General features: G+C 45.5%; 22 protein-coding genes. 6 read left to right on the top strand and 16 right to left on the bottom strand.

Annotated features, from left to right (window positions below; translation table 11 throughout):
• The first annotated feature begins 790 nt into the window (after positions 1-790).
• Positions 791-1,120: a hypothetical protein gene (locus tag KOD92_RS07820; protein ID WP_215232994.1), complete on the top strand. Its 330-nt coding sequence runs from the start codon at positions 791-793 to the stop codon at positions 1,118-1,120.
• A 66-nt stretch (positions 1,121-1,186) separates the two neighbouring features.
• Positions 1,187-1,744 (top strand): gliding motility-associated C-terminal domain-containing protein, encoded by a 558-nt coding sequence (locus KOD92_RS07825; protein WP_215232995.1) that lies wholly within the window; start codon positions 1,187-1,189, stop codon positions 1,742-1,744.
• Between the two features lie 14 nt (positions 1,745-1,758).
• Here KOD92_RS07825 and KOD92_RS07830 read toward each other — a convergent pair whose 3' ends face one another.
• From KOD92_RS07830 to surE, 3 genes are all read right to left on the bottom strand, one after another.
• Positions 1,759-4,080: a DUF7133 domain-containing protein gene (locus KOD92_RS07830; RefSeq protein WP_215232996.1), complete on the bottom strand. Its 2,322-nt coding sequence runs from the start codon at positions 4,078-4,080 to the stop codon at positions 1,759-1,761.
• 44 nt (positions 4,081-4,124) lie between these two features.
• Positions 4,125-5,423 (bottom strand): MFS transporter, encoded by a 1,299-nt coding sequence (locus tag KOD92_RS07835; RefSeq protein WP_215232997.1) that lies wholly within the window; start codon positions 5,421-5,423, stop codon positions 4,125-4,127.
• A 163-nt stretch (positions 5,424-5,586) separates the two neighbouring features.
• Positions 5,587-6,321 (bottom strand): 5'/3'-nucleotidase SurE, encoded by a 735-nt coding sequence (surE, locus tag KOD92_RS07840; protein ID WP_215232998.1) that lies wholly within the window; start codon positions 6,319-6,321, stop codon positions 5,587-5,589.
• Positions 6,322-6,404: 83 nt separating this feature from the next.
• On the opposite strand from surE, the gene KOD92_RS07845 reads away from it, so the two are divergent.
• On the top strand, positions 6,405-7,307 hold the full coding sequence (locus KOD92_RS07845; protein ID WP_215232999.1) for a diacylglycerol/lipid kinase family protein: 903 nt from the start codon (positions 6,405-6,407) through the stop codon (positions 7,305-7,307).
• 9 nt (positions 7,308-7,316) lie between these two features.
• Here KOD92_RS07845 and KOD92_RS07850 read toward each other — a convergent pair whose 3' ends face one another.
• Positions 7,317-8,006: an SGNH/GDSL hydrolase family protein gene (locus KOD92_RS07850; protein ID WP_215233000.1), complete on the bottom strand. Its 690-nt coding sequence runs from the start codon at positions 8,004-8,006 to the stop codon at positions 7,317-7,319.
• Positions 8,007-8,330: 324 nt separating this feature from the next.
• Between KOD92_RS07850 and KOD92_RS07855 the strand changes: the two genes are divergently transcribed.
• Positions 8,331-9,068 carry a peptidase gene (locus KOD92_RS07855; RefSeq protein WP_215233001.1) on the top strand — a complete coding sequence of 246 codons (738 nt, stop codon included), beginning with the start codon at positions 8,331-8,333 and terminating at the stop codon, positions 9,066-9,068.
• Between the two features lie 79 nt (positions 9,069-9,147).
• On the opposite strand, the gene KOD92_RS07860 is transcribed toward KOD92_RS07855, so the two are convergent.
• The 6 genes from KOD92_RS07860 to pdxA form a co-directional block, all read right to left on the bottom strand.
• Positions 9,148-11,466: an efflux RND transporter permease subunit gene (locus tag KOD92_RS07860; RefSeq protein WP_215233002.1), complete on the bottom strand. Its 2,319-nt coding sequence runs from the start codon at positions 11,464-11,466 to the stop codon at positions 9,148-9,150.
• A gap of 63 nt (positions 11,467-11,529) precedes the next feature.
• A complete protein-coding gene (locus KOD92_RS07865; protein ID WP_215233003.1) occupies positions 11,530-12,720 on the bottom strand; it encodes a class I SAM-dependent methyltransferase in 1,191 nt (396 codons plus the stop codon).
• Positions 12,713-14,509 (bottom strand): tetratricopeptide repeat-containing sensor histidine kinase, encoded by a 1,797-nt coding sequence (locus KOD92_RS07870; protein WP_215233004.1) that lies wholly within the window; start codon positions 14,507-14,509, stop codon positions 12,713-12,715. Before KOD92_RS07870 ends, KOD92_RS07865 begins: the two co-directional genes overlap by 8 nt.
• Positions 14,510-14,684: 175 nt before the next feature.
• Positions 14,685-15,311 carry a DNA-3-methyladenine glycosylase gene (locus KOD92_RS07875; protein WP_215233005.1) on the bottom strand — a complete coding sequence of 209 codons (627 nt, stop codon included), beginning with the start codon at positions 15,309-15,311 and terminating at the stop codon, positions 14,685-14,687.
• 4 nt (positions 15,312-15,315) lie between these two features.
• Positions 15,316-16,203, bottom strand: coding sequence for a YicC/YloC family endoribonuclease (locus tag KOD92_RS07880; protein ID WP_215233006.1), 888 nt, complete (start codon positions 16,201-16,203; stop codon positions 15,316-15,318).
• A 72-nt stretch (positions 16,204-16,275) separates the two neighbouring features.
• Entirely contained in the window at positions 16,276-17,382 is a 1,107-nt protein-coding gene (pdxA, locus tag KOD92_RS07885) for a 4-hydroxythreonine-4-phosphate dehydrogenase PdxA (RefSeq protein WP_215233007.1), read from the bottom strand.
• Positions 17,383-17,478: 96 nt separating this feature from the next.
• Here pdxA and KOD92_RS07890 point away from each other — a divergent pair, with 96 nt between their 5' ends.
• Entirely contained in the window at positions 17,479-18,405 is a 927-nt protein-coding gene (locus KOD92_RS07890; protein WP_215233008.1) for a 2-hydroxyacid dehydrogenase, read from the top strand.
• A gap of 60 nt (positions 18,406-18,465) precedes the next feature.
• On the opposite strand, the gene KOD92_RS07895 is transcribed toward KOD92_RS07890, so the two are convergent.
• The 6 genes from KOD92_RS07895 to KOD92_RS07920 are packed head-to-tail and all read right to left on the bottom strand — an operon-like array spanning position 18,466 to position 22,153.
• A complete protein-coding gene (locus tag KOD92_RS07895) occupies positions 18,466-19,029 on the bottom strand; it encodes a 50S ribosomal protein L25/general stress protein Ctc (RefSeq protein WP_215233009.1) in 564 nt (187 codons plus the stop codon).
• Between the two features lie 36 nt (positions 19,030-19,065).
• Positions 19,066-20,010, bottom strand: coding sequence for a ribose-phosphate pyrophosphokinase (locus KOD92_RS07900; protein WP_215233010.1), 945 nt, complete (start codon positions 20,008-20,010; stop codon positions 19,066-19,068).
• A gap of 38 nt (positions 20,011-20,048) precedes the next feature.
• Positions 20,049-20,624, bottom strand: a complete 576-nt coding sequence (locus KOD92_RS07905; RefSeq protein ID WP_215233011.1) for a phosphatase PAP2 family protein — start codon at positions 20,622-20,624, stop codon at positions 20,049-20,051.
• The gene (trpS, locus tag KOD92_RS07910) at positions 20,621-21,598 is read right to left on the bottom strand and encodes a tryptophan--tRNA ligase (RefSeq protein WP_215233012.1); all 978 of its coding nucleotides are present in this window, start codon (positions 21,596-21,598) and stop codon (positions 20,621-20,623) included. Before trpS ends, KOD92_RS07905 begins: the two co-directional genes overlap by 4 nt.
• Positions 21,599-21,618: 20 nt before the next feature.
• Positions 21,619-21,942, bottom strand: a complete 324-nt coding sequence (locus KOD92_RS07915; RefSeq protein ID WP_215233013.1) for a type II toxin-antitoxin system RelE/ParE family toxin — start codon at positions 21,940-21,942, stop codon at positions 21,619-21,621.
• A 13-nt stretch (positions 21,943-21,955) separates the two neighbouring features.
• Entirely contained in the window at positions 21,956-22,153 is a 198-nt protein-coding gene (locus KOD92_RS07920; RefSeq protein ID WP_215233014.1) for a hypothetical protein, read from the bottom strand.
• Positions 22,154-22,267: 114 nt separating this feature from the next.
• On the opposite strand from KOD92_RS07920, the gene KOD92_RS07925 reads away from it, so the two are divergent.
• Positions 22,268-22,939 carry a DUF2461 domain-containing protein gene (locus tag KOD92_RS07925; RefSeq protein WP_215233015.1) on the top strand — a complete coding sequence of 224 codons (672 nt, stop codon included), beginning with the start codon at positions 22,268-22,270 and terminating at the stop codon, positions 22,937-22,939.
• Positions 22,940-22,972: the final 33 nt, after the last annotated feature.

The raw sequence follows: 22,972 nt of genomic DNA on the forward strand, positions 1-22,972 counted from the left end.
AGCCGAAGCAAGACTTGGCGGAGCTAATAGAATCATATTGAATGGCGTTGACATAATCGAAAAAAAGCTCCTGAACGCTGGAGCTGCTAAGCATCTTGGCTACAAATTTTCACAAACAAGCTCAAATAGCATTCAATTAACTAAAACTTTGAAGTAGTCATGAAGAGTATTTCCACAATAAGGGCAAAATTTTTATGACTGAAAATGCAAGCACGTTATACAAAGTTGTTTGAGGATTTGCATGAAGAAGATCAAATCAATATTGCTGAAATGGTTAAATTAGCCGATGATGAGGAGATTATGTTATCCTTTTACCCCGATAATATGTATTGGTGGATTCTAACAAACTTCAGAATAATTATAAACGATAATATTCGTCTGCGATCTATATCTAACTTACTTTGACATTAAAAATGTTGATTTAAAAGAGATATTTAATAATAAGGGAGCTAATCGTAACTGTTCCAGTGTTAATTTGATACTTCAAAGTAGTGAGAACTTTATTCTAAGAATCGAGCAGAATACATGGCCCGGCATTTACAGCATTCTGAGATATTTAATTTACAAATGACTCTTCAAATTAGGTCGATTACAGATCAATCCTAACGTGATTTTGAATGCAAAGAATCTTTTGAAAACTGGAAATATTTTAACTGACCCGTTAGGACGACAGAGTCAACGCTTTATCGGCCAATTTTGCGAGGTAGTTGTCAATCCTCAAACAGGGAAAATTATATCCACCAATCCAACATCTTCATCTAGATCGGCAACTTCTTAAAAAATTAAAGGAATGAAAGTTAAATTAGGTAAAAATCACATAAGTTATCTTGTTAATAATCTCTATCAAGAACAAGAATCGTTCAAGAATATACTAATACAGATTAGTGACGAAATTCCTTCTGTCATTATTGAAGTTGATGATGATTCGGCAGATGCGATAAGAGACTGGGCAGGCGAACAATTACAGAAAATCGGATTTGATATCAACTACGAATTGGATTACGAAGGTAAAATATTTCAAGCGAACAGATTTCTCAAAAAATGGTGGCTTCGTTTTATGCGGAATGTCACTGTTACTGATAGTCTTTGGCTATGTATTATGGAAGGCGAAAAAAATTAGCTTTAGATAATCTTCTTCGGGTCTTGGCACTATTTCATACAATTAGCATATTTAAACAGTAATCAAATGAAGAACACACTAACCATATTTCTCATCCTATCCATTTGCACCGCACAAACTTGCTCTGCCCAAGACCAACCAAAACCAACTAGCCAGGAATACGAATCCTGTTGCGGTACACAGCCGGTTGAATTTTCTTACGAAAAGAAGCGAATTTATGTCTCCAATGTTTTCACTCCTAATAAAGACGGCGTGAATGATTATTTCGTGCCATTTGTGAATGATATCGTTACCGATGTGTGGGGCTTTACCATATACAGTGCTGTCGGTGATACAATACTTTATCAGAAGCCTTATTTCAATTTAAAAATGGAAATTGCTGAGTATGGTTGGGACGGATTAAGGCCCGACGGTTCGCGGTATAGAGGGCTGTTTAGATATAAAATGCGCGTGGATGACATAGAAGCAACGAAACACATTGTGGAAGGTCAGGCATGTGCTATCATCTGTGGAAGTGAATCGGAGGTTTTTAAAACAAAAACCGGATGTTACTACCCCATTCAGGCAGGCAAGGACGGTACATTAGATAGATCAATTGCCAATGCGGAAAAGGAGTGCTTCTAGTATCTATAAGTCTCTCAAATCCCATTCAACTCCGCCTCCGTAAACGCCTTCTCACGGCCGGTAAGTTTTTGTCTTACGCGGGTAACTTCTTCCGTTGTTACGTTGTCTGCATTGTTGCGCCATGATTTGCGGATAAAGCTCAGGAGCTGCGAGATGTCTTCGTTGGGCATATCCTTGTCGTAGCCTATTCCCGGCATGTCGCCGCTTACTTCCGGCGTTTGGTAAATGTGGCCATTTACCCGCACCGGGCCAGTCAGACCGAACAGGATGATGGAGATCAGCTTGTCTTTGCTGCCAGTGACCCATTCCGATTGGTTCAGCGGAGGCGCCAGGGATTTCACGCCGCCTCCATCTGCGCCGTGGCAGGTCTGGCAAATGGACGTAAACAATGCTTCTCCCTTTGGAAACTGCCTTTTCAGCATAGCAGGATCACGATTACCCTGGGCACTCCTCACTCCGGTGATGACTTTTTGAAGCTGTTTATTAATGACCAGATTCTGGTCGCTCAGTGAAGCCGTTAATTCCGTTTGGAACATTTCTTCCTGACCTTCCAGATTACTGATTACCGCGTCTGCGACGAAGCGGTTGTTCGGGTACTTGGTAGCCAGCTTAGTCAGCATATTCTTTGATGCTACCGTGTCGAATTTTGAAATGTTTTTACACAAAAATGCCACGTAAGGAGCGGAAAGCGTATCGTTGTTATTAATCAGATCATCAAATACCGTAGTCAGCTGCTGGTAAGAACTTGGCGTCATTATTGCCGGGGCTACTGCCAGCGCCTGCATTCTGTAAGTCCAGTCCGGGCGTCTCAGCCAGGCAAGTACCTCTTCGGTTTTGAGTGAATTTAATCCTTCCAAAGTCCATAGTGCATGAATCGCGAGCAGTGGATTCGCAGTTTGCTTCACAGCGTCGCGTAGTGCAGAAACCGTCTGGTTGTATTTCCCGTCGACCAGTTTTTGCTGCGCCCGGTCGCGTACCCAGCCGTTTGCGTGACCCAGTAACTTCACCAGCTCGCCCGCCTCATTCGGGATCATGACCGGTTTCGCCGACGATTTTTTCGGGACAACCTTATAAATCCGTCCGCTTGAAAGTGGTTGCGTCAGCTCCCTTTTGCCGATCTGCTCTTTCAGGTAAGGGGTCAAATACGTTTTGTGCTGGATAATACCGCGGTACATATCCAGAATATACATCGCACCGTCGGGCGCATTGTAAAGACTTACAGGCCGAAAACGCTCGTCGGTGCTCGCCAGAAATTCCTTTCCTTTATACGCCTGCTCGCCTTTAACTACATATCCTTTTTGAGCCAGAATATTGCGTTTGATCAAATTCGCCGACGGTTCAGGAACAAATGCATTGAATTCATAAGCCTGACCAAAAAGGTCTCCCCGGTACACAACGGGACCAGCTGCGGCGGTGAAATCGTTCAGTCTCAGGCTATCGTCAAGGATATTTTTCATGTAGCCTCTGTTCACGCCCGGAGTGGGGTGAAGCGGGTATACCTTGTTATTGGCCACCGATTTTTCATTGTAGCCAGCCACACCTTTCTGGTTTTTGTTAGAAGCGCCCACACCCGCCGGGAAATAGTCTCCGATCAGGTTTTGAGAGTTATTGTTGTAGTAAAGTCTGCCGTAATTATCCTGACAAATACCCCATTGGCCACGAAAATGCGTCCGTTCGATCAGCCATTTGTTACCTTGTTTGCGATAACGTTTGTCTGATTTCGCATTGTATATCCAGTTGTCCATCGCGCGGAGCAGTCCGTTTGGCTGGTGTTCCACATTGCCGCCTTCTGTGTATTTGGGATCAACCAATACCCGTTTTCCGGCTTTGTCATTTTTTAATTCATAAAACCAAAGATTGGTCGGCTCAGCTACCAGAATACCGTTTTCGATCAGGCAAATCGCTCTCGGTAGTACCAGGGAATCGATGATTACTTTTCGATCGTCATAAACCCCGTCCCTATTTTTATCTTCAAGAATAACAATATTACCATTCGGAATATCCTCACCGGTACCGATGGTATCGGGCATGTAGCCGGTCATTTCCACCACCCACATTCTCGCCTGATCGTCAAACTGCATGGCGACCGGCGCACTTACCAGCGGCTCGGCTGCAACTAGCTTCACTTCAAAACCTTCCTCAATCTGCATCAGACCAATGGTTTTCTCGGGCGCGATGAATGGAGATCCTGCCGGTTTTTTAGCCGGAGTTTCCTCTTTCGCTGTTTCAACGGTATTACTTGCAGTAGTTCCGGTTGCGGTCTGCTTGTTGGTTTTGCAGTAGACCAGCGAAAACGAAAGGGCCAGGAAGAGGAACGGATAGCGGTACTTTTTCATTTCAAGAAGTTATTCCTGCGGTTCAATGGTGTTTTATCTAAAAATCAATCTTTTAACGCTTCTTCGACGGGTTTCATATTCTTGGTCAGAAAATGTATGATGATCCAGGCAAGAAAGTATGCCAGTCCGCAGATCACGAACAGTACATTATAGCCCGCCCCGATATTGCCGACTCCTTTATAATAGTCAAGCAATGCACCCACCACGAGCGGGAAGAAAGTGGATCCCAACGATCCCGCCATTCCACCAATACCCACCACCGAGCTAACCGCACGTTTAGGGAACATATCCGAAACGACGGTAAAAATATTCGCGCTCCACGCCTGGTGCGCTGCCGCTGCAATACTGATAATTCCAACCACAACCCACACATTGCTGGCAAACTGCGCCAAAATAATAGGCAACACAGCGAATGCAACGATCAATAGTGCCATTTTACGTGCTCTCAGCGGCTGCCAGCCTTTTTTGATCAGATAAGAAGAAAGATAACCTCCGCCGATACTTCCAAATGTTGTTGCTGTGTAAACGATCGCGAGATGGAGACTTGGCTTTTTAAGGTCCAGGTCGAATGTAGTGGCGAAATAGGAGGGTAGCCAGAAAAGGAAAAACCACCAGATCGGATCGGTCAGGAATTTACCTACAATAAAAACCCACGACTGACGCAGTTTCAGCAATTTTGTCCAGTGAATAGGGGATTGATCTTCGCCTTCAACTACTTCATTATCAATGTGTATATACGCATATTCTTCGGGAGATACTTTTTTGTGGCGGGACGGGATTTCGTAGAATAACCACCAGAATATCAGCCAGACAAAACCCAGGGCACCCGTGATCAGAAACGCTTCCTGCCAGCCGTAAGCGCCGAGTAGCCAGGGTACTAGAATAGGAGCAGCAACTGCCCCGATGCTTGTACCGGAGTTGAATATACCGGTGGCTAATGCACGCTCGCGTTTAGGAAACCATTCGGCAGTCGCTTTTACTGCGGCCGGAAAGTTACCCGATTCGCCAAGCCCCAAAAGTGCCCTTACAGCGCCGAAACCAAACGTGGTTTTCACAAATGCATGCAGGATCGCAGCAATACTCCACACTACAATTGAAACTGCGTAGCCCATTTTCGAGCCGATCTTATCAATGATATTCCCGAAAACAATATAACCCAGCGCGTAGCAGGCCGCAAAGATCATGACAATATTGGCGTAGTCCGATTCGGTCCAGTTGAACTCGACTTCCAGTGTGGGTTTTAAAAGCCCCAGGATCTGTCTGTCTATATAGTTAATGGTAGTTGCAAAAAATAGGAGCGCACAAATAATCCAGCGGTAATTGCCAATTTTGGGTTGTTCCATAATAAGGTACTTGTTCTTGGATTCGGGAATGGTTTAAAAACTATTGTCTCGGATAAGACTGTTGTTTCTGCATTCTACCCCTTACCGGAACGGCAAAGACTTCAAAAAAAGAATCCCGCCAGGTATCCGGCAGGATTCGTATAAATGCTTATTCTGGGGCAGATCAGGTAATAGGATAAGCGAGTTGCGCTTTGATCAGCTCGGCTTCGTTCGTCAGGTCCAGGCGTAACGGGGTGATAGATACGAAGTGATTTTCAATCGCCCAGCGGTCGGTGCCTTCTTCGGCGGGTTCGAGCGGAACAACCGTGAACCAGTAATGCTTCCGGCCCATTGGATCCAGTCCGGGGACAATATTGTTGTCATACAACCGCACCGATTGTCTGGTCCAGCGCACGCCTTGCGGTTTGTGCGGGAAATTTACGTTAACCAGATTAAGGTGAGGATTCTTAAATAAAAGGTCCAGTGCTCTTTCGACAAAAGGATCCAGCGCATCGAAATCGGGCTCGATATCGGTTGGAGTACTCAATGCAATTCCCTTAATCCCGAATAGTACCGCTTGCTTGGCTGCTGCAAGTGTACCTGAATGCCACATCGCATTACCCAGGTTGGGACCAAGATTGATTCCGGAAAGGACCACGTCAGGCTTATCCCACAAATGCTGGCCGAGCGCCACACAGTCTGCCGGGGTACCATTCACACGATAAGCTTCGATTCCGCCAAAATCGATTGGCGACTTTTTATAAGATAGTGGACGTGATGCAGTTATCGCGTGGCCCATAGAAGATTGCTCTACATCGGGGGCTACTATTTTGACTTCTCCAAATCTCGCTGCTATTTTCGCTAGTGCTGCGATTCCGGGGCTGTAAATTCCATCGTCGTTTGTTACCAGGATTTTCATACGTATATCATTTTTACGTTTGTTTTAATAAAATTGTGCCTGGTATGTTTTTTGAACATTCCGTATAGTCCTAAATTGATCATATGAAAAAAACCACTCTTTTGCATAACCCCACCGCAGGGGACAACGATTTCAGCAAAAAAGAACTGACCAAGTTGATTAAAAAAGAAGGTTTTGAGTGCGCTTACGCTTCCGTGAAGGAAGATGACTGGGATAACTTTCAGGCAGATTCGGATTTTCTGACCATTGCGGGAGGGGACGGAACTGTGCGGCGCGTGGCAAAAGCATTGATGAACAGAACGCGACTTCAGAAGGAATTCCCGCTCGCGCTACTCCCTCACGGAACCGCCAACAATGTGGCCTGTGCGCTGGGTATTGAAGGCGACGCAAAGGATATTATCCGGCAGTGGCATCACCAGAGCCTGAAACCGTTCGATATCGGCAAAGTGGAGGGTTTTGGGGAAGAGGTATTCTTTCTTGAAGCTTTCGGGCTGGGGATTTTTCCAAAGCTGATGAAAGTGATGAGTAAGCTGGAACCCGAACTTGGAGACAGCGCTGAGGAAAAGCTGGATGCAGCGAAGCGGGTGATGCTTGAAATTATTCAGACCTATGAGGCACGTCACTGCCAGATCATAGCCGATGAAAAGGAGTATTCCGGGCACTATATCATGATAGAAGTAATGAATATCCGCTCCATCGGCCCCAATCTGATTCTCGCGCCAGACGCGGACCCCGGCGATGGGATATTGGAACTGGTGCTGGTAGAAGATGTGGACCGGAAAAAACTGGAATCGCGCCTAAAAAATGAGATAGACGAAGCCGGACAGGAATTTAAATTCAAAACGATCCGCGCCAGGCGGGTGCAGATCACGTGTGACTGGAAAGATGCGCACGTTGACGATGAGCGGATCAAGGCAGATAAGCCTGCGAAAATCAATATACAGGTAATGCCGTCAATGCTCGAATTTATCCTAGCCGAGAAGTAGTCCGAACCGCTAGAACCGGAATTTGGTGTTTTTGAAAACTTCATCTACCCAGAGCTGATGCATTTTTCCTGAAAAATGAAGGTTATCCCGCGCAATTAGTGTGGGATCATTCAATGCGCGGCGGGAAATGGAAGTAATATCAATGAACAGCACTTTTTCCTTGTCACATTCTGCCTTCGCAACAGCATTCAGCTCGTCGATTTCCTTTTCAACGGTTTCGCGATTTTCGATCCCAAACGGAGTAACGCCCCAATCTGGCGTGGAAAGCACGAAAACCTGACCAGGTTCTCCTCCGGCATAAGCGATACTTTTAAGCAGTAACTCCCGAAATTCTACGCGGTACTCTTCGAGACTGCGTCCCTGATATTGGTTATTGACGCCAATCAGGAGTGAGACAATATCGTAGTTTTCCTTTGGGTTAAAATTAGTAAGTGCAAGAAGCAGATCGCCCGTTGTCCAGCCTGTGCGGGCAATGATGTAGGGATTCTGTACGGGCCTGCCTCGGTTATTCATAGCTTGGGCAAACAGGACCGGCCACCTGTCTCTTTCCTCCACACTTTCCCCGATCGTATAGGAATCGCCCAATGCAAGGTATCTCCTGCCTTTCTGTTCGCTACCCGGATCTACGGTCAACGGAGTTTTGTCCCCGCAGCCGGCAAGCAGCAGCACAATGCATATTATGGTTGTGATCGATCTCATACCTTATATACTTCAAGAAGTACCTTCCGGATCAACAATCGTAACTTCTACCAGTGTTAAATTTTCTTTTCATTGAAGATTTTGTTCCGAATCTTGCTGCCTGGATGCGCTGTCTAGTTTCAATAATCGTATGCATAAGTGCCTTTTCTGGATGTAAAAGGTGGTAGTGCTTCAACTGCAATTTTCAAAAATTGTCACGAAAAAACGTATTTTATGTCTGGTTCATCCGTCAATTTGGTACTTTTGACGCCGGTTTAAGGTTCTGCCGGACGAATTAACCAGTTATCACGACACCAAGTGTCCGGCCCATTTAAGCAAATTGAAATGACTTATTGTTTAGGAATAAAAGTAAAGGAAGGACTTGTCGCACTGGCGGATACGCGGATTACCGCAGGCACGAATACGACGGTCAAAAAGAAAATGTATGTCACTCAGCACGACAACTATTCGATGTTCATCATGACGAGCGGGCTGCGGTCGGTGCGGGATAAGGCGGTGCATTACTTTGAGGAGCTGATTAATGAAGGTGTGGTTTACAATAAGCTTTATAAAGCTGTAAATGCATTCGGAGAGCAGATTAAGCGCGTTGCCGAAGAGGATAGGGCCAATCTTGAAAAGTCTGGCTTCAAATTCAACCTCAATACCATCGTAGGCGGGCAGCTGAAAGACGATAAGGAGCACAAGTTGTTTTTATTGTATTCAGAAGGCAATTGGGTAGAGCTCGATGAGGGTTCGCCTTACGTGATCATTGGCAATTCCGGCCAGGGAAAGGCTATATTGAACAGGGTACTGAACCAGGAATCGACCATGAAACAGGCGCTGAAAGCCGGGTTTCTTTCATTCGATTCTACGCGTGTCAGCAACAATGATGTGGACTTCCCAATTGATGTGGTTTTGTATAAAAAAGACAGTTTCGCAATTGTGGAGCACCGATACGAGCAAAAAGACTTGCAGGTGATCTCCGAAATGTGGGCTGATAAATTGAAAGATGCGCTTGACGACATTCCGGAAGAATGGATGGACCAAAGCTTTGAAAAAATACCAAGCCCCGGAACCGTTTAACGATCCCGGGGCTTCGGCCTAATCTATATATTATGGTCGGCTCAGAATGCTTCATGCATCCTGAGCCGATCTTTTTATATCAGCTTGGCATTACATCTTTGCCCTGCCTCTTCGCGATGGACAATAGTAGTGCAGGCAGCAAAATCAGGTTGGTACACATTGCCACAAGCAGGGTAATAGACACCATCACACCCATAGCAGCAGTTCCCCCAAAGCTAGAAGCAGCAAATATCGAAAAGCCGCAAAACAAGATTACCGCCGTGTAGATCATGCTCAGTCCGGTTCCAAAAATCGACTTTGTGACTGCATTCGAAGGTGATAATCCGTTCATTAGCTCTTCCCGATAGCGGGTAAGAAAGTACACGGTACCGTCCGATGCAATTCCGAAGGTGATACTGAAAATCAGGATCGTAGTCGGTTTGAAATAGATATCAAAGTAACCCATAATTCCGGCCGTCAATGCCAGCGGAATGAGACAGGGTAGTTTTGACAATAAGATAATAGGGATCGACCGAAACAGTACCATACCAACAATCGCGATCAGCACGATTGCGATCAGAAGGCTTTCATAGAGGTTACTGAGCAAATAATCGTTGCTTTTCAGGAATACCAGACTGTGTCCGGTCAGACTTACCTTGTATTTCTCGGAACTAAAAATAGAGTCCACTTTCGGGCGGATTTGGTTCATCAATTCTTTGATCCGCTCCGAACCTACGTCGGCCATTTGAAAGCTTACCCGGGTCACGCTCTTGTCCTCGTTCAGAAAAGAGTTCAGCTGCTTGGCCGCTCCCTGCTGTCCCTGGACGTAGTTGGTCAGTTTATTTAATTCCAAAACGCCCGGCAATGCAAAGTATTTAGCATCTCCGCCGCGGTAAGCCTGGTACAAAAAGCGGGACGCTTCCACAATGGAAAGTGGTTTCGAAAACTCCGGAAACTTAGCCATTTCGTTTTGAAATGCCTTAATCTTATAAAGTGCCTCTGCCTGGTCGCCGAAAACGCCATTGGGCTGCTTCGTATTGATCATTACTTCGAAAGGAAGCACACCATTGAAGTTTTTCTCGAAAAACCGAAGGTCGGTATATACCACATCTTTTTTAGGAAGATCGTCGACCACATAACCGATGGTTTTGATTTTCTGCATTCCAAAAACCGAAACGATGATCATCACGACCATCGCCATGTAAATCTCTTTACGGCGATTGTGAACCAGATAATCGATTTTACGCAAAAAACCGATAGCCCATCTGCCTTCCAGATGTTTGAGGTGGCGCGCTTTCGGCGTGCTCATGTAATGCAGCGTAATAGGCAGCAGCAGCAGGCAAAGCACATAAGTAACCATAACGCTGATCGCAGCGACGATGCCAAATTCAACTAAAAGACTGCTATTGGTAAAGTAAAATACCCCGAATCCGATCGCGGTAGTCATGTTGGCCAGAAAGGTGGAAAGTCCGATCTGCCGGATCATTTGCATCAGCGCTTCATCCTTGTTGTTGTGCGAGATCAGCTCTGACTGGTATTTGTTGATCAGGAAAACACAATTCGGCACACCGATCACAATCAGCAGCGGCGGGATCAATCCGGTAAGCGCAGTGATCTTGTAATTAAATAAATGCAATATCCCCACGGAGAAGACAACACCTATCAGTACTACTACAATGGAAAGTAATGTGAGCCGGAGAGAACGGAAAAACGCCCACAGAATAAGTAAGGTCACGAAAACTGCCAGTCCCATGAACAGCTGCATTTCGCCCGATATCTTCTTCATATTCACCGTCCTGATGTAGGGCATCCCCGAATAATGCAGGTCGGTATTATATTTCGTAGCGAAAGTTTCCGCCATTTGCTCTATATCATCTACGATCGTCAGGCGGCGCTTCGAATTCAGTTCTTTATCATTGAAAGTTACGACGATCAAAGTCGCATTCGTCTTGCTATTGATCACAAGTCCCTCATAGATAGGCAGATTTATGATTTCCTTTTTAAGACTATCCGCCTCTGCCTGCGTTTCGGGCATTTGCCGGATCACCGGCGCGAAGTCAAACCTTGTCAGACTATCATTCCGAACGACTTTGTAAACGTTCGCGAGCGAGAGCACACTCTTGATACCTGCGGAAGCCTTGATCTCTTCCGAAAGCTTGTACCAATCGCGAAATTTATCGATGTTAAATAGCTCCGGATCTTGCCAACCGATTACCATTACGCTGCCATCTTCCCCGAATAATTTTCGGAAATCCTGATATTCCTTTTCTACGGGATCGTTGGAAGGGAGAATTCTTGCAAAGTTGTAGGAGAGTTCAATTTTACTGGCCTCGAAAGCCATGAAGACTGTTGACACCAGCACGAGCGCAACCCACATAAACCGGTAACGGATAATGTAAGTCGCTATTTTATTCCACATATTTATTTCGTCAGGTTAAAAAAAAGTCGCAATATAGGCACAGGGAAGTAAATGAGGGCATTTTTATCGTTCTATACCAGCTATTCTTTCGAGGTGATGGTAGCTGATACCGAAGTAATCTTTGGCCTCTTTTATCTTTTTTAAGATCAGTTCTTCGTCGGATTTGTTCCGGGTGTCCCTGATTCCCACGATCATAACATTCTTGGGAGTATGCGCATCGGAAATAAATTCGAACACTTTCGTTTTGTATCCGAAATATTCCAGGATCAGCGCGCGTAGTCCGTCGGTTACCATCTCCGCCTGTCTTTCCAGAAAAATACCGTACCGGGTAAGAAACTGGACATCATTGCTCGCTTTGTGCGCTTCCATTTCCCGGCGTATCTGCTTGTGGCAGCAGGGCGCAACCACGATCAGGCTGGCCTCAGAAGAAATCCCTTTCCATATTGCATCGTCTGTGGCGGTGTCGCATGCGTGCAGGGCGATCAATATATCAATGGCTTCGGTACTAAAGCCTTCGATCGTCCCTTCCTCAAATTGAAGCTGCTCAAAACCCGATTTTCGTGCGATCGAATTGCATAGTTCAACCAGATCCTCGCGAAATTCGACGCCGGTCACCGCTGCCTGCTGGTGAAGTACATTGTGCAGATAATCGTAAAGCGCGAATGTAAGATACCCTTTTCCTGATCCCATATCGGCCACTTTCAGCTGGTCCTTTTTAGGGATTTCCCTGATCAGGCCGCTCAGAAGCTCGATGTAATGATTAATCTGCCGGTACTTGTCCTGGGCATTTTTTAGCACGTTTCCCTGCTCGTCGGTGATGCCCAACTCATGCAGATACGGTTTTTCCGCCGCCTGGATCAGCCTTTTTTTCGATTTATCATGTTCGAGCGAAGGCACCTCGCGCAATGCAGTTTCCTTCTTCCGGACTTGCACTTTGCCATTTTTCTGAATATCCAGTTGCAGGTCGAAGCTCGTGGTTTGGAGGGTAGCTGCTTGAAAATCAGTCCCTATTACGTTTCTCAGTATTTCCAGTGCCTCGGGAAAGCTGAAATTTTTAGTGATATCCCGGGTTTTGTACCGGTAGGTGAAGCTCAGTTTTTCTTCTTGTTTGATCAAAACCCTTTTGAGGTAGATATTTTTGAGGTTTTCTTCCGCTCCGCGATAATTCCCCAGTGACAGTTTGCTGAAATTCTGTTCAGCGATACTTTTCTCTATTTCGTTCGTAAATTCTGTTACCTTTTCAGGATTAGTCATACACACTCTTTTTACTTGGTATCTCAATCTCTATGCTCGTTCCCTTGGAGGCTTCATTATGTATATTAATCTTGCCATGAAGGCTCTCGACACGACTTTTTACATTCCGCAAGCCCGTTCCCTGGCGGCCCGGCTCTATCATTCCACTGCCATTGTCCCGGACCCTTAAAGATATGCTCCTGGTATTTTCAGTCAATTCAATCGTTGCCGCAGTCGCGCCTGAATGCTTGATAATATTGTTGGTCAATTCAAGTACAATGCTGTAAAGTTCAAACTCGATCTTGTTGTTCAGCCGGTCGCTCAAACCGGTCAGATTGAACTCGAACTGAATGTTTTTGTTTTCGTTCAACTTGCTGATCAGCCTGTCGAGCGCCGTGATCAATCCGTGTTCTTCCAGTTCCGCGGGCATCAGATTGTGCGAAAGGCTGCGCACTTCCCGGTAAGCCGATCCCACCATTTGATGAACACTATCATATATTTTTTGCTCTTCCAGCGAGAGCAGTTTTTTATCAATACCATACATATACCAGTTCAGCGACGCCAGCGTGCCTCCCAAATGATCGTGTAGTTCAGCTGCAACTCGCTTGCGTTCAATAGTTTGTCCTTTTATCAGGGCTTCCTGAATCGCCGCATTCTTGCGACGGAGCTTTTTGTTATTGAACCAGAGAAATGCAGCAAATGCGATGATCAAAGCTGAAAAGCCAATCAAAAACCGCTGAATACTCCGCTGCTGATTAATAATCCGCTGCTGGATTTCTGAGCCCATTATCTGGTTATCGTACATCAGCTGGTACATGGTATACTGGCGTTTCACCGTTTCATCGTGCACCATCCGCCGGTTGTTGTTCACTTGTTCATTGTAAAATAGCGCGCTATCGGGCATATTTTTAGCTTTATAAGCCCGGGAAAGCGTAGTAAGCGCCCAATTCGTTTGCTGGGTAGAATGATAGATCTTGGAATGTTCCAGCGCTTTCAGGCAGGTCTGAACGGATTTGTCGTATTCTTTCCGATGATAATATGCGTTGCTCAGGTCGTTCAGCGTGTTTAGCTCACCGTATCTGTTTTTGTTTTTTTGTGAAAGTGCGAGACTTCTTTGGAAGTACTTTACTGCGGCTGTAAAGTTGAGCTCCCTGACATTCAAGTACCCCTCTTCCTGCAAAACCACAGCTCTGCCCCAATCGGAATTAAGCTTATCAAATACTTCATAAGCCCGCTTATAATGCTGCTTGGCCTGATCGTTCAGCTCTTTTTCGCGATAGCAGTTGCCCAGGTTTACCATGGTCAATGCTCTTGCGCTATCGGCTCCGAGCCGCGCAAATACCTGAATAGCCTGATTGTAATTGATCCTCGCCGAATCCCACTGCCGGAACTCTGAATAGCTTTCAGCCATAAAACGCTGCGCATGCGCCGTGTAGAATGGAAGTCCCAGCTGTTTGGACAGGATCATCGTTTCATTTGAAAGCTCCCGGAGCACATCATAACTTCCATCGAGCAGGTAATAGGTGCTTAATAAATTGTAAGCGAGTATTTTACCTTTTTTCCAATCGTGTTTTTGAGAGAGGCGCAAGACGTGCTTTGCGTAAAGCATTGATTTGTCGGCGTCGAGGAATAAATAGGAGGCACCGAGTTTGTGATATTTTAGTATTAAAGCAGTGTCTTCCGCAAAATCTTCTTTTTCTAAAATGGTCCCTTCGGCCAGCGAAACTATACTCTTATCCCGGCTGCATTGACTTCCCGCAAGTAATAGTATAACGGAAAGAAAGGGAAGCAATTTAAAGATTACCCTCATAACGTTGTAATACCATGCCGGCAAGGCTTCCAGGGAATCAGGAAAGAGTGAGAGAATTTCATGGTATTCGTTGAGAAACGGGGTTGCGCAACTCAAAGATAAAAAATCAATTGTAAAGTCTGGGGATGTAGATCCGTCAAAGTAGAATTTTATAATCTTTTATTTGCATTTTATCCTACCCTTTACTAACAAAAGGATTGTTTTTGATAAAAAACCGATAGGGCAGAGCAGCGCCGACGTTGATTCCAATGCGGGTAGTAATTGTAACCTCAAAATCGGTTGTGGCGGGAGCTGTCAGGTAAATGGGACCGTCGGTTAAAGTAAGATTATTATGCAATGTCCGATCAATTCCCATTGCTTTCACCAACTTTCCGGGGCCGCGACAGAGCTCTTTCACTGCAAATTCCTTTTGAGGCTTTGCGGGCAATACCGGAATTTTTGGGATTACCTGGCGTCTTAGCTGCATTAGGTCCAGCCCGGCTGTTGGCTGCAAAGCGCGGATCAAAACAGCCTCTCCCACGCCGGCGACATTACTTACTATATTGAAACACTGATACATACCATAAATCAGATACACATAAATGGTACCTGGCTCTCCATACATTGGCTCAGTTCGGGGAGTACGGCGGTTGAATGCGTGGCAGGCGGGATCGTCACGCAGGTAAGCCTCGGTTTCCACGATAATCCCGGAGGTAATTCCTTCGGGACTTTCGTGAACGAGCTCACAGCCCAGCAATTTTTCGGCAAGCGTGAGCGTATCGTGTGACTGGTAAAAAGAAAGCGGAAGTTTGCTTTCCTGCATATTGCTAAATGATATTCATCGTTTGTTCCTTGATCTTTTCGAGCTCATCCTTCATTTGCACAACCAAATGCTGGATCGCCACATCGTTCGCTTTCGAACCGATCGTATTGATCTCGCGTCCGATTTCCTGCGCGATGAAATTGAGCTTCTTACCATTGCTTTCGGAGGCTTTCATAGTTTCGATGAAATAGGTTAGGTGATTGGCCAAACGTATTTTTTCTTCGGAAATATCAAATTTCTCTACATAATAGATCAATTCCTGCTCAAACCGGTTCGAATCAAAATTATCGTCCGACAGCAACTCGCGCACCTGCTTTTCAAGCCGCTCACGCACATTTGGAATGCGTTGCTTATCCTGCTCGGTCACGCCGGCAAGCAGATTTTCGATATTCTTAATATAGTCGGTAAACTTGTCAGAAGTCATTTTCCCTTCCTGCTCCCTGAAAACGGTACATTTGTGCAACGCATTCATTACCGCTACTTTAATCTGCGTCCAGTCATTTTCACGGCTCGTTTCGTCAACCGTTTCATTGTTGTACGCATTCGGCATTTGCAGCGCAATGCGGAAAAGCTCGGTAAGGTCGGGTGCAAATTGCAGTTCGCTCGCAGTTGCAATCAGATCCTGGTAATATGCATTGATCAGCGGCCTGTTAACCGACGTAGAAGCGATCGTTTTACCCACCGGCTGCACTGTCAGCGTGAATTCAACTTTTCCTCTCTCCATCGATTGTGTGATCAGGTTTCTGATCTCGATTTCTTTCTCCGAGTAATTTCTGGGAATCCTGCAATAGATATCCAGAAATTTAGAATTAAGCGTCTTTATTTCGACGGTTACATTAATTGAGTCGGACTCGATGTTGGATACACCATATCCGGTCATGGATTTTAGCATTTCTGTATATTTAGTAACGTGTTATCAACTTCCCATTTGAATAGCTAATAGCTAACAGCTAACAGCTAACAGCTAATTAAACCTCTGCTTACCTCCCGATTTCGCCGGATGCTGGCTTTCGGATTGTTGTGGTTTGGATATCAGTGCATTCTTCTCCATTTCACCATTAAAGGCCCGGAAACGTGAGATATCGCACGCCAGGTAAATTGCCTGTAATAGCGAGCCGGGTTCCGCGAGGTTTTTTCCTGCGATATTATAAGCGGTTCCGTGATCTGGAGAAGTACGCACAGCCGAGAGCCCGGCCGTGAAGTTCACACCTTCATTGAATGCAAGCGTTTTGAACGGTATCAATCCCTGATCGTGGTACATTGCCAGCACAGCGTCATATTGTTTGTAAGTGCCTGCGGCGAAAAAACCGTCGGCGGGGAAAGGGCCCACTACCAGGTTTCCTTTCTCTTTAAATGCCTTGATCACCGGCTGTATCACTTCCTGCTCTTCTGTGCCCAGCAAACCATTTTCTCCTGCGTGCGGATTGAGGCCGAGAACAGCCAGTTTTGGTTTTTTAATACCAAAATCGCCTTTCAGTGACTGCAATATCTGCTCGATCTTGGCGGTCAGCTTTTCTGCGGTGATCTGCGATTTCACTTTGTCAAGCGGGATATGTCCGGTCAAAACGCCCACGCGCAGCTCGCCGGCTACCATAAACATCAGCGCATCTTCTTTTTCAAAAGCCTGCGCCAGAAACTCGGTGTGACCCGGGAATTTGAATTCCTCACTTTGAATATTATCCTTATTGATCGGGCCGGTAACCAGCGCATGTATTCTGCCTTCCTTCAGATCTTCGACGGCGCGTTTTAAAGCAGCCAGCGAACCTTGTCCGGCTTCCGCAGTTACCTGTCCCGGCTGCGCCTCTGTCTGGTTATCCTGCCAGCAGGTGATCACATTGGTCAGTTTGGGATTGACCTGATCCACTTTTTGAATCCCGTGCAATGCCCATTCTTTCATATCGAGCAGGTTGCGGTATTGATTCAAAACTTTCAGTGAACCGTAAATGACCGGCGTACATAATTTGGCTAACTGATTTCCTTCTAATGCTTTAAGTATTACTTCTGGTCCAATTCCGTTATAATCCCCGATTGTGATTCCTATGACGGGTTTATCGCTGTGTTGATCGCTCATGTACGTTTAATGCGGTTGAATCTATTCTGCTGACCAAATCTCTGTTATTTTTGCCAGCGGCTTAAACCGCCAAGTTACAAAAAATCCTTTGCTCCTATGAAAATCCTCATTGCAGACTCCATGCACCCGTCTCTTTTTAATATGCTCGAAACGCGTGGCTGGGAATATGCGTACCATCCTGAATACCGTCGGGAGGATATTAAAGCCGCGTTGCAAGAGTATGAAGGGCTGTTTATCCGAAGCAAAACACTCCTCGATCAGGAACTGCTTGCTGCTGGTAAAAAGCTGCGTTTCATCGCCCGGGCCGGCGCCGGACTCGATCTGATCGACCTGAAAGTAGTCGAAGACATGCAGGTAGAGGTTTTTCATGCCGGAAAAGGCAATCGCGACGCAGTAGCTGAGCAGGCGCTGGGAATGCTGTTAAGCTTGTTTAATAATTTGCTGAAAGCCGATAGGGAAGTGCGGCAGGGGATTTGGGATCGCGAAGGGAACCGGGGTATTGAATTAATGGGTAAAACTGTCGGACTGATCGGCTACGGCAACAATGGAAGCGCGACTGCGAAGCGACTGAGCGGGTTTGGCTGCGAAGTGCTTGCGTATGATAAGTACCGTGATCACTATGGCGATCAATATGCTGCTGAATCCTCTATGGAAGAGATCATGGAAAAGGCAGATATTATCAGCCTGCACGTTCCGTTGACTGACCTGAGCAGGTATTTAATTGATGATGATTTTATAGAGAAATGCGCTAAACCTTTTTTTCTAATGAATTTGTCGAGGGGAGAGATCGTGAAACTGGATTCAGTCGTGAAAGGCTTGCAAAGCGGCAAGATCCGCGGCGCGTGTCTGGATGTGCTGGAAAATGAGAAGATCAACAAACTAACCCCATCGCAGCAAGATGCATTCGATTATCTAAGGACTTCGAACAATGTCGTACTCACGCCGCACATTGGAGGCTGGACGCACGAAAGCTACGTTCGGATCAATGAAGTGCTGGTGCAGCAAATTGAGGAATGGTTATAAACAAATATGCCGACCAATGGTCGGCACGTTTGCATCTATTAGCCATGAAAAATAAAATACTTATTTAAGCGTACCGCGAAGCGCACGTGGTATCTCTACTGAGGCGATCGGGTTGCTTGCAGCTGTCAATATAACAAAATTTTCAGCTTTTACTGCACCAACCTTAACAGATTTTCCTAAATCCAGCTCGGTCACGTCTACATCTACATAGTCAGGAATATTTTCAGCCAGACCTTGTACGCGCAATTTACGCAATTTTTGGTTCATTTTCCCACCCTTCATTACTCCGGTGGATGTACCTGTCAATTTAACCGGTACGTCTACTTTAATTTCCTTGCCGTCAACAATTTGTAAGAAATCCGCATGGATCAACGAATCGTTAACAGGGTGGAATTGCTTTTCCTGAAGAATCGCATTGTATATAGTTCCCTCAATATTGAGAGTCACATCAAAAATATCCGGTGTGAAAAGCAATTCGCGGAACAACATCGCCGGCGCGTAAAAATGTACCTGCTCGTTTCCTCCGTACAGCACTGACGGAACATAACCTTGTGAACGTAGTTCCTGGGCTTCCGTCTTGCCGAGATTCGCTCTTTTAAACCCTACAATCTCATGCTTTTTCATAAGAATATTAATTAAGAAAGTTAAAAAAAATAAAATTTACTGATAATTTATAAATAATGAACTAATAGATTCATGATCTCTGATCCGCCCGATCGCCTTTGCAAATATCTCTGCAACCGATAACACGCGGATTTTTTCATTCTGCTGTTTTAAAGGAATAGTGTCGGTGATGATCAATTCCTCAAGAACAGAATTTGCAATATTTTCGTGCGCCTTACCCGACATAATAGCGTGGGTACTGATCGCTCTCACAGAACTAGCACCTTTATCCAGGATTAGTTCGGCAGCTTTACAGAGCGTGCCGCCGGTATCGATCAAGTCATCGACGAGCACTACGTCCATTCCTTCCACATCACCGATCACCTGCATGCTGGCGATTTCGTTGGCCCGTTTACGATGTTTATCGCAAAGGATCATATCTACATTCAGAAATTTGGCAAAATTTCTGGCGCGAGCGGCTCCGCCCATATCGGGGGAAGCGATCAACAGGTTTTTCAAGCCAAGTGATTTAATGTAGGGAACGAAAATCGATGTTCCTTCAAGGTGATCAACGGGCAAATCGAAAAATCCCTGAATCTGTCCCGCGTGCAGATCAATCGTCATCAAGCGATCTACACCAACAGATGTGAGTAAATTGGCAACCACTTTCGCTGCAATAGCGACCCTGGGTTTGTCTTTTCTGTCCTGGCGCGCGTATCCGAAATAAGGAATAACGACGGTAACGTAATGCGCTGAGGCCCTGCGTGCAGCGTCGACCATCAGGAGGAGCTCCATCAGGTTATCAGCCGGAGGAAAAGTGGATTGAATTAAAAAAACATCACAACCTCTGACGGATTCCTCGAAGCTTGGCGACAATTCACCATCCGCGAACTTCCGTAAATTATATCCGCCAAGTTCTTTCCCGTAATATCTGGCAATGTCTTTTGCCAAGTATTCTGACTGACTTCCTGAGAATATTTTTACCGTATTGAATGAACCCATGGATGGACTAAAATTTGCGCAAAATTAAACAAAATCAATTAATTAAGATAGAATTTATTCGAAAAAATGTAATACAACCTGACACAAAGCCAGCCGACCAGCAACCCGACCAGTGCGCCAATGAATATATCGGCAGGGTAGTGGACACCTACGTAAATGCGGCTGTAAGCATATAAACCGGCCCATGCAAACAGCAGGCCGGCATACTTCACTTTGGTTCTTAAAAACGTAAACCAGCTAATTGCCAGTGCGAAACTGGTAGAAGCGTGCGAAGACGCAAACCCATAAAGTCCGCCGCAACCTGTTACTTCATGCACCATTCCATCCAGGGCAGGTTCGTGGCATGGACGGAAACGAATAAAGTAGGGTTTCATCAGTCCGGATGTAATCTGATCAGCGATCACGACTGCGAGTAAAACAAAGATCAACTCCGCCAAACCTTTTTTCCTGTCAGAGGCCAGCGTGAATGCGATCAGAACTACATACATCGGGAACCAGGTGTATTTGTAGGTAATCCACGCCATAAGCGTATCAAGCCAGGGTGTATGCCAGCCATTAAGCCAGAGGAAAAGTTCCTGGTCGGACCGAATGAGCATCTCTACTGTTTCCGTCATGAGCTGAAACCTAGAACTTTACGCACTTTTACGATCGTCTCCTGTGCAATAGCGCGTGCTTTTTCTTCACCTTCTACCAGGATGGATTCGAGTTCTGGATCATTCTCCATATAATAATTGAATATCCGTCTTGGCTCCGCAAATTTTTCCAGCATGCATTCCAGCAAAGCCTGTTTGGCATGGCCGTAACCGTAGCCACCATTCAGGTAATTGGCACGCATCGTTTCGATTTCGGCGGGCGATGCGATCAGGCTATACAATTTGAAAGTAATATCTGAGTCCGGGTCCTTGGGTTCTTCCAGCGGGGTCGAATCAGAAACGATTTTTTTGATCACCTTCTTTAATTCATTCTCCGGCAGAAAAATGTCAATATAATTATGGTAAGATTTGCTCATTTTCTGACCGTCGAGCCCGGGTATTGTCATGATCCGCTCGTCGATCTGCGGCTCGGGCAACACTAATATGTCCTCACCGGCCAGTTGATTGAAGCGACTGGCAATATCCTTGGTCATTTCCAGATGTTGCTTCTGGTCCTTTCCTACGGGGATAATATTTGCATTATAAAGTAAGATATCGGCTGCTTGTAATACCGGATAAGTGAATAGTCCGGCGTTTACATCGGCGAGTTTCTCAGATTTTTCTTTAAAAGAAGTGGCATTTGCCAGCATTGGAAACGGCGTGAAGCAGCTTAGGTACCAGGCCAGTTCGGTGTGTTCCTGCACCCTGGATTGTCTCCAAAACACATTTTTCTTATAATCAAAACCGAAAGCGAGCCAGGTCGCCGCAATCGCTCTTACGAAGGCCCGACGTTCGCCTCCGTCCTTTAATGAAGTAAGAGAATGCAGGTCGGCTATGAAAAAGAACGACTCGTTTTTTGGGTCTTTTGAAAGTTCAATAGCAGGGGCAATAGCTCCCAGTATGTTACCTAAATGCGGTCTTCCGCTACTTTGAATGCCTGTGAGGATTCTAGCCATTTAATACTCAGTTGCTTGTATTATCTTATTGATTGAATTATTGATCGAAGTTCTTTGATTGAGATCGTTTCTCTTTCGGATTTGTCATAAATATCCAACAGATAAAGTTCGTTGTTAATAACCTTGAAATAGGTGATTACTCTGACTCCTCCGCTTTTGCCTTTCCCTTTGCTCGTTACCGGCCATCTGATTTTGAAGAGCTGCGATCCCAGCGGCGTTCCTGCCATAGGGTTTGTCAATAATGTTTCGACAAGTCCCTTGATATCCGATTCCAGGGATGAGTACTTTCTCGACAATCTTTTATATTCTCTCTGAAATTCATGTGTGTAAGTGATTTCAATCATTAGTGCGGGGCTATTAATCTTTGAAAAGATCGTTGATGTTAGGTTTGGGCATCTTTCCTTCTTCCATTAACCTCACTTCATTCAAAGCCCGGGTCAAAGAATCAATCACCTTTTGTTTCTCCGCCTCTGCTTTTAATCGTTCCCGGTCGTCGTTTGGAACTGTGACAGTAGTCTTTTTCTTATTTTCTTTGGACAAATATGGGCGGTTCATAGCTTTCTCCGGGTTACCAGTTTTAAGAAGTTTTCCGTTTTCTAATCTGTAAAATTCGTTAAATTGGATCAGAAATCGCAGTAAAGTTGAATAATATACCTTCAAAAACAGATAATGGAATCCGCAACGCTTCACTTTCTCAGTCAATTAGCAGCAAACAATAACAGGGATTGGTTTCAGGAAAACAGAAAGCATTATGATGCTGCGAAGGCGGATATGGAGAAGCTCGTGGGTTATCTGATCGAAGAAGTCGGAAAATTTCAGGATCTGGGCAATTTGCAGGTGAAAGAGTGTTTGCTCCGGATTAACAGGGATATTCGATTCTCGAAAAATAAGGCTCCTTATAAAAATAACCTTTCAGCCGGCATTGGCCCGGGCGGTAAAAGTGCAGGCAAGATCGACTACTACTTACAGATCCAGCCCGGCGACCAGACCTTCCTGGGTGGCGGAATGTGGGAGACTACTTCTGAGCAGCTCGCCCGGTACCGACAGGAAATCGATTATAATGCCGACGAGCTGAAAGCGATCATTGAAGATGAAAAATTCAAGGCGTATTTCCCGGAAATCCAGGGCGACGCTTTGAAGACTGTACCGAAAGGTTACTCCAAAGACCACCCGGAAATTGAGCTGCTCAAACGCAAGCAACTTTTTTTTGTCCATCGCTTTACGGATAAAGAAGTGGCTTCCAGGGATTTCGGCAAGCACGTATTAAAAGGTATCGAACTCCTTAAACCTTTTGCCGATTATATGAATTATGTATTGTATGAACAGCCCACGGAGCATTGACCGTTTACTGATTTCATGCACAGCCAATCCGAC

This window comes from Dyadobacter linearis (assembly GCF_907165045.1).
GTDB classification, from domain to species: Bacteria; Bacteroidota; Bacteroidia; order Cytophagales; family Spirosomataceae; genus Dyadobacter; species Dyadobacter linearis.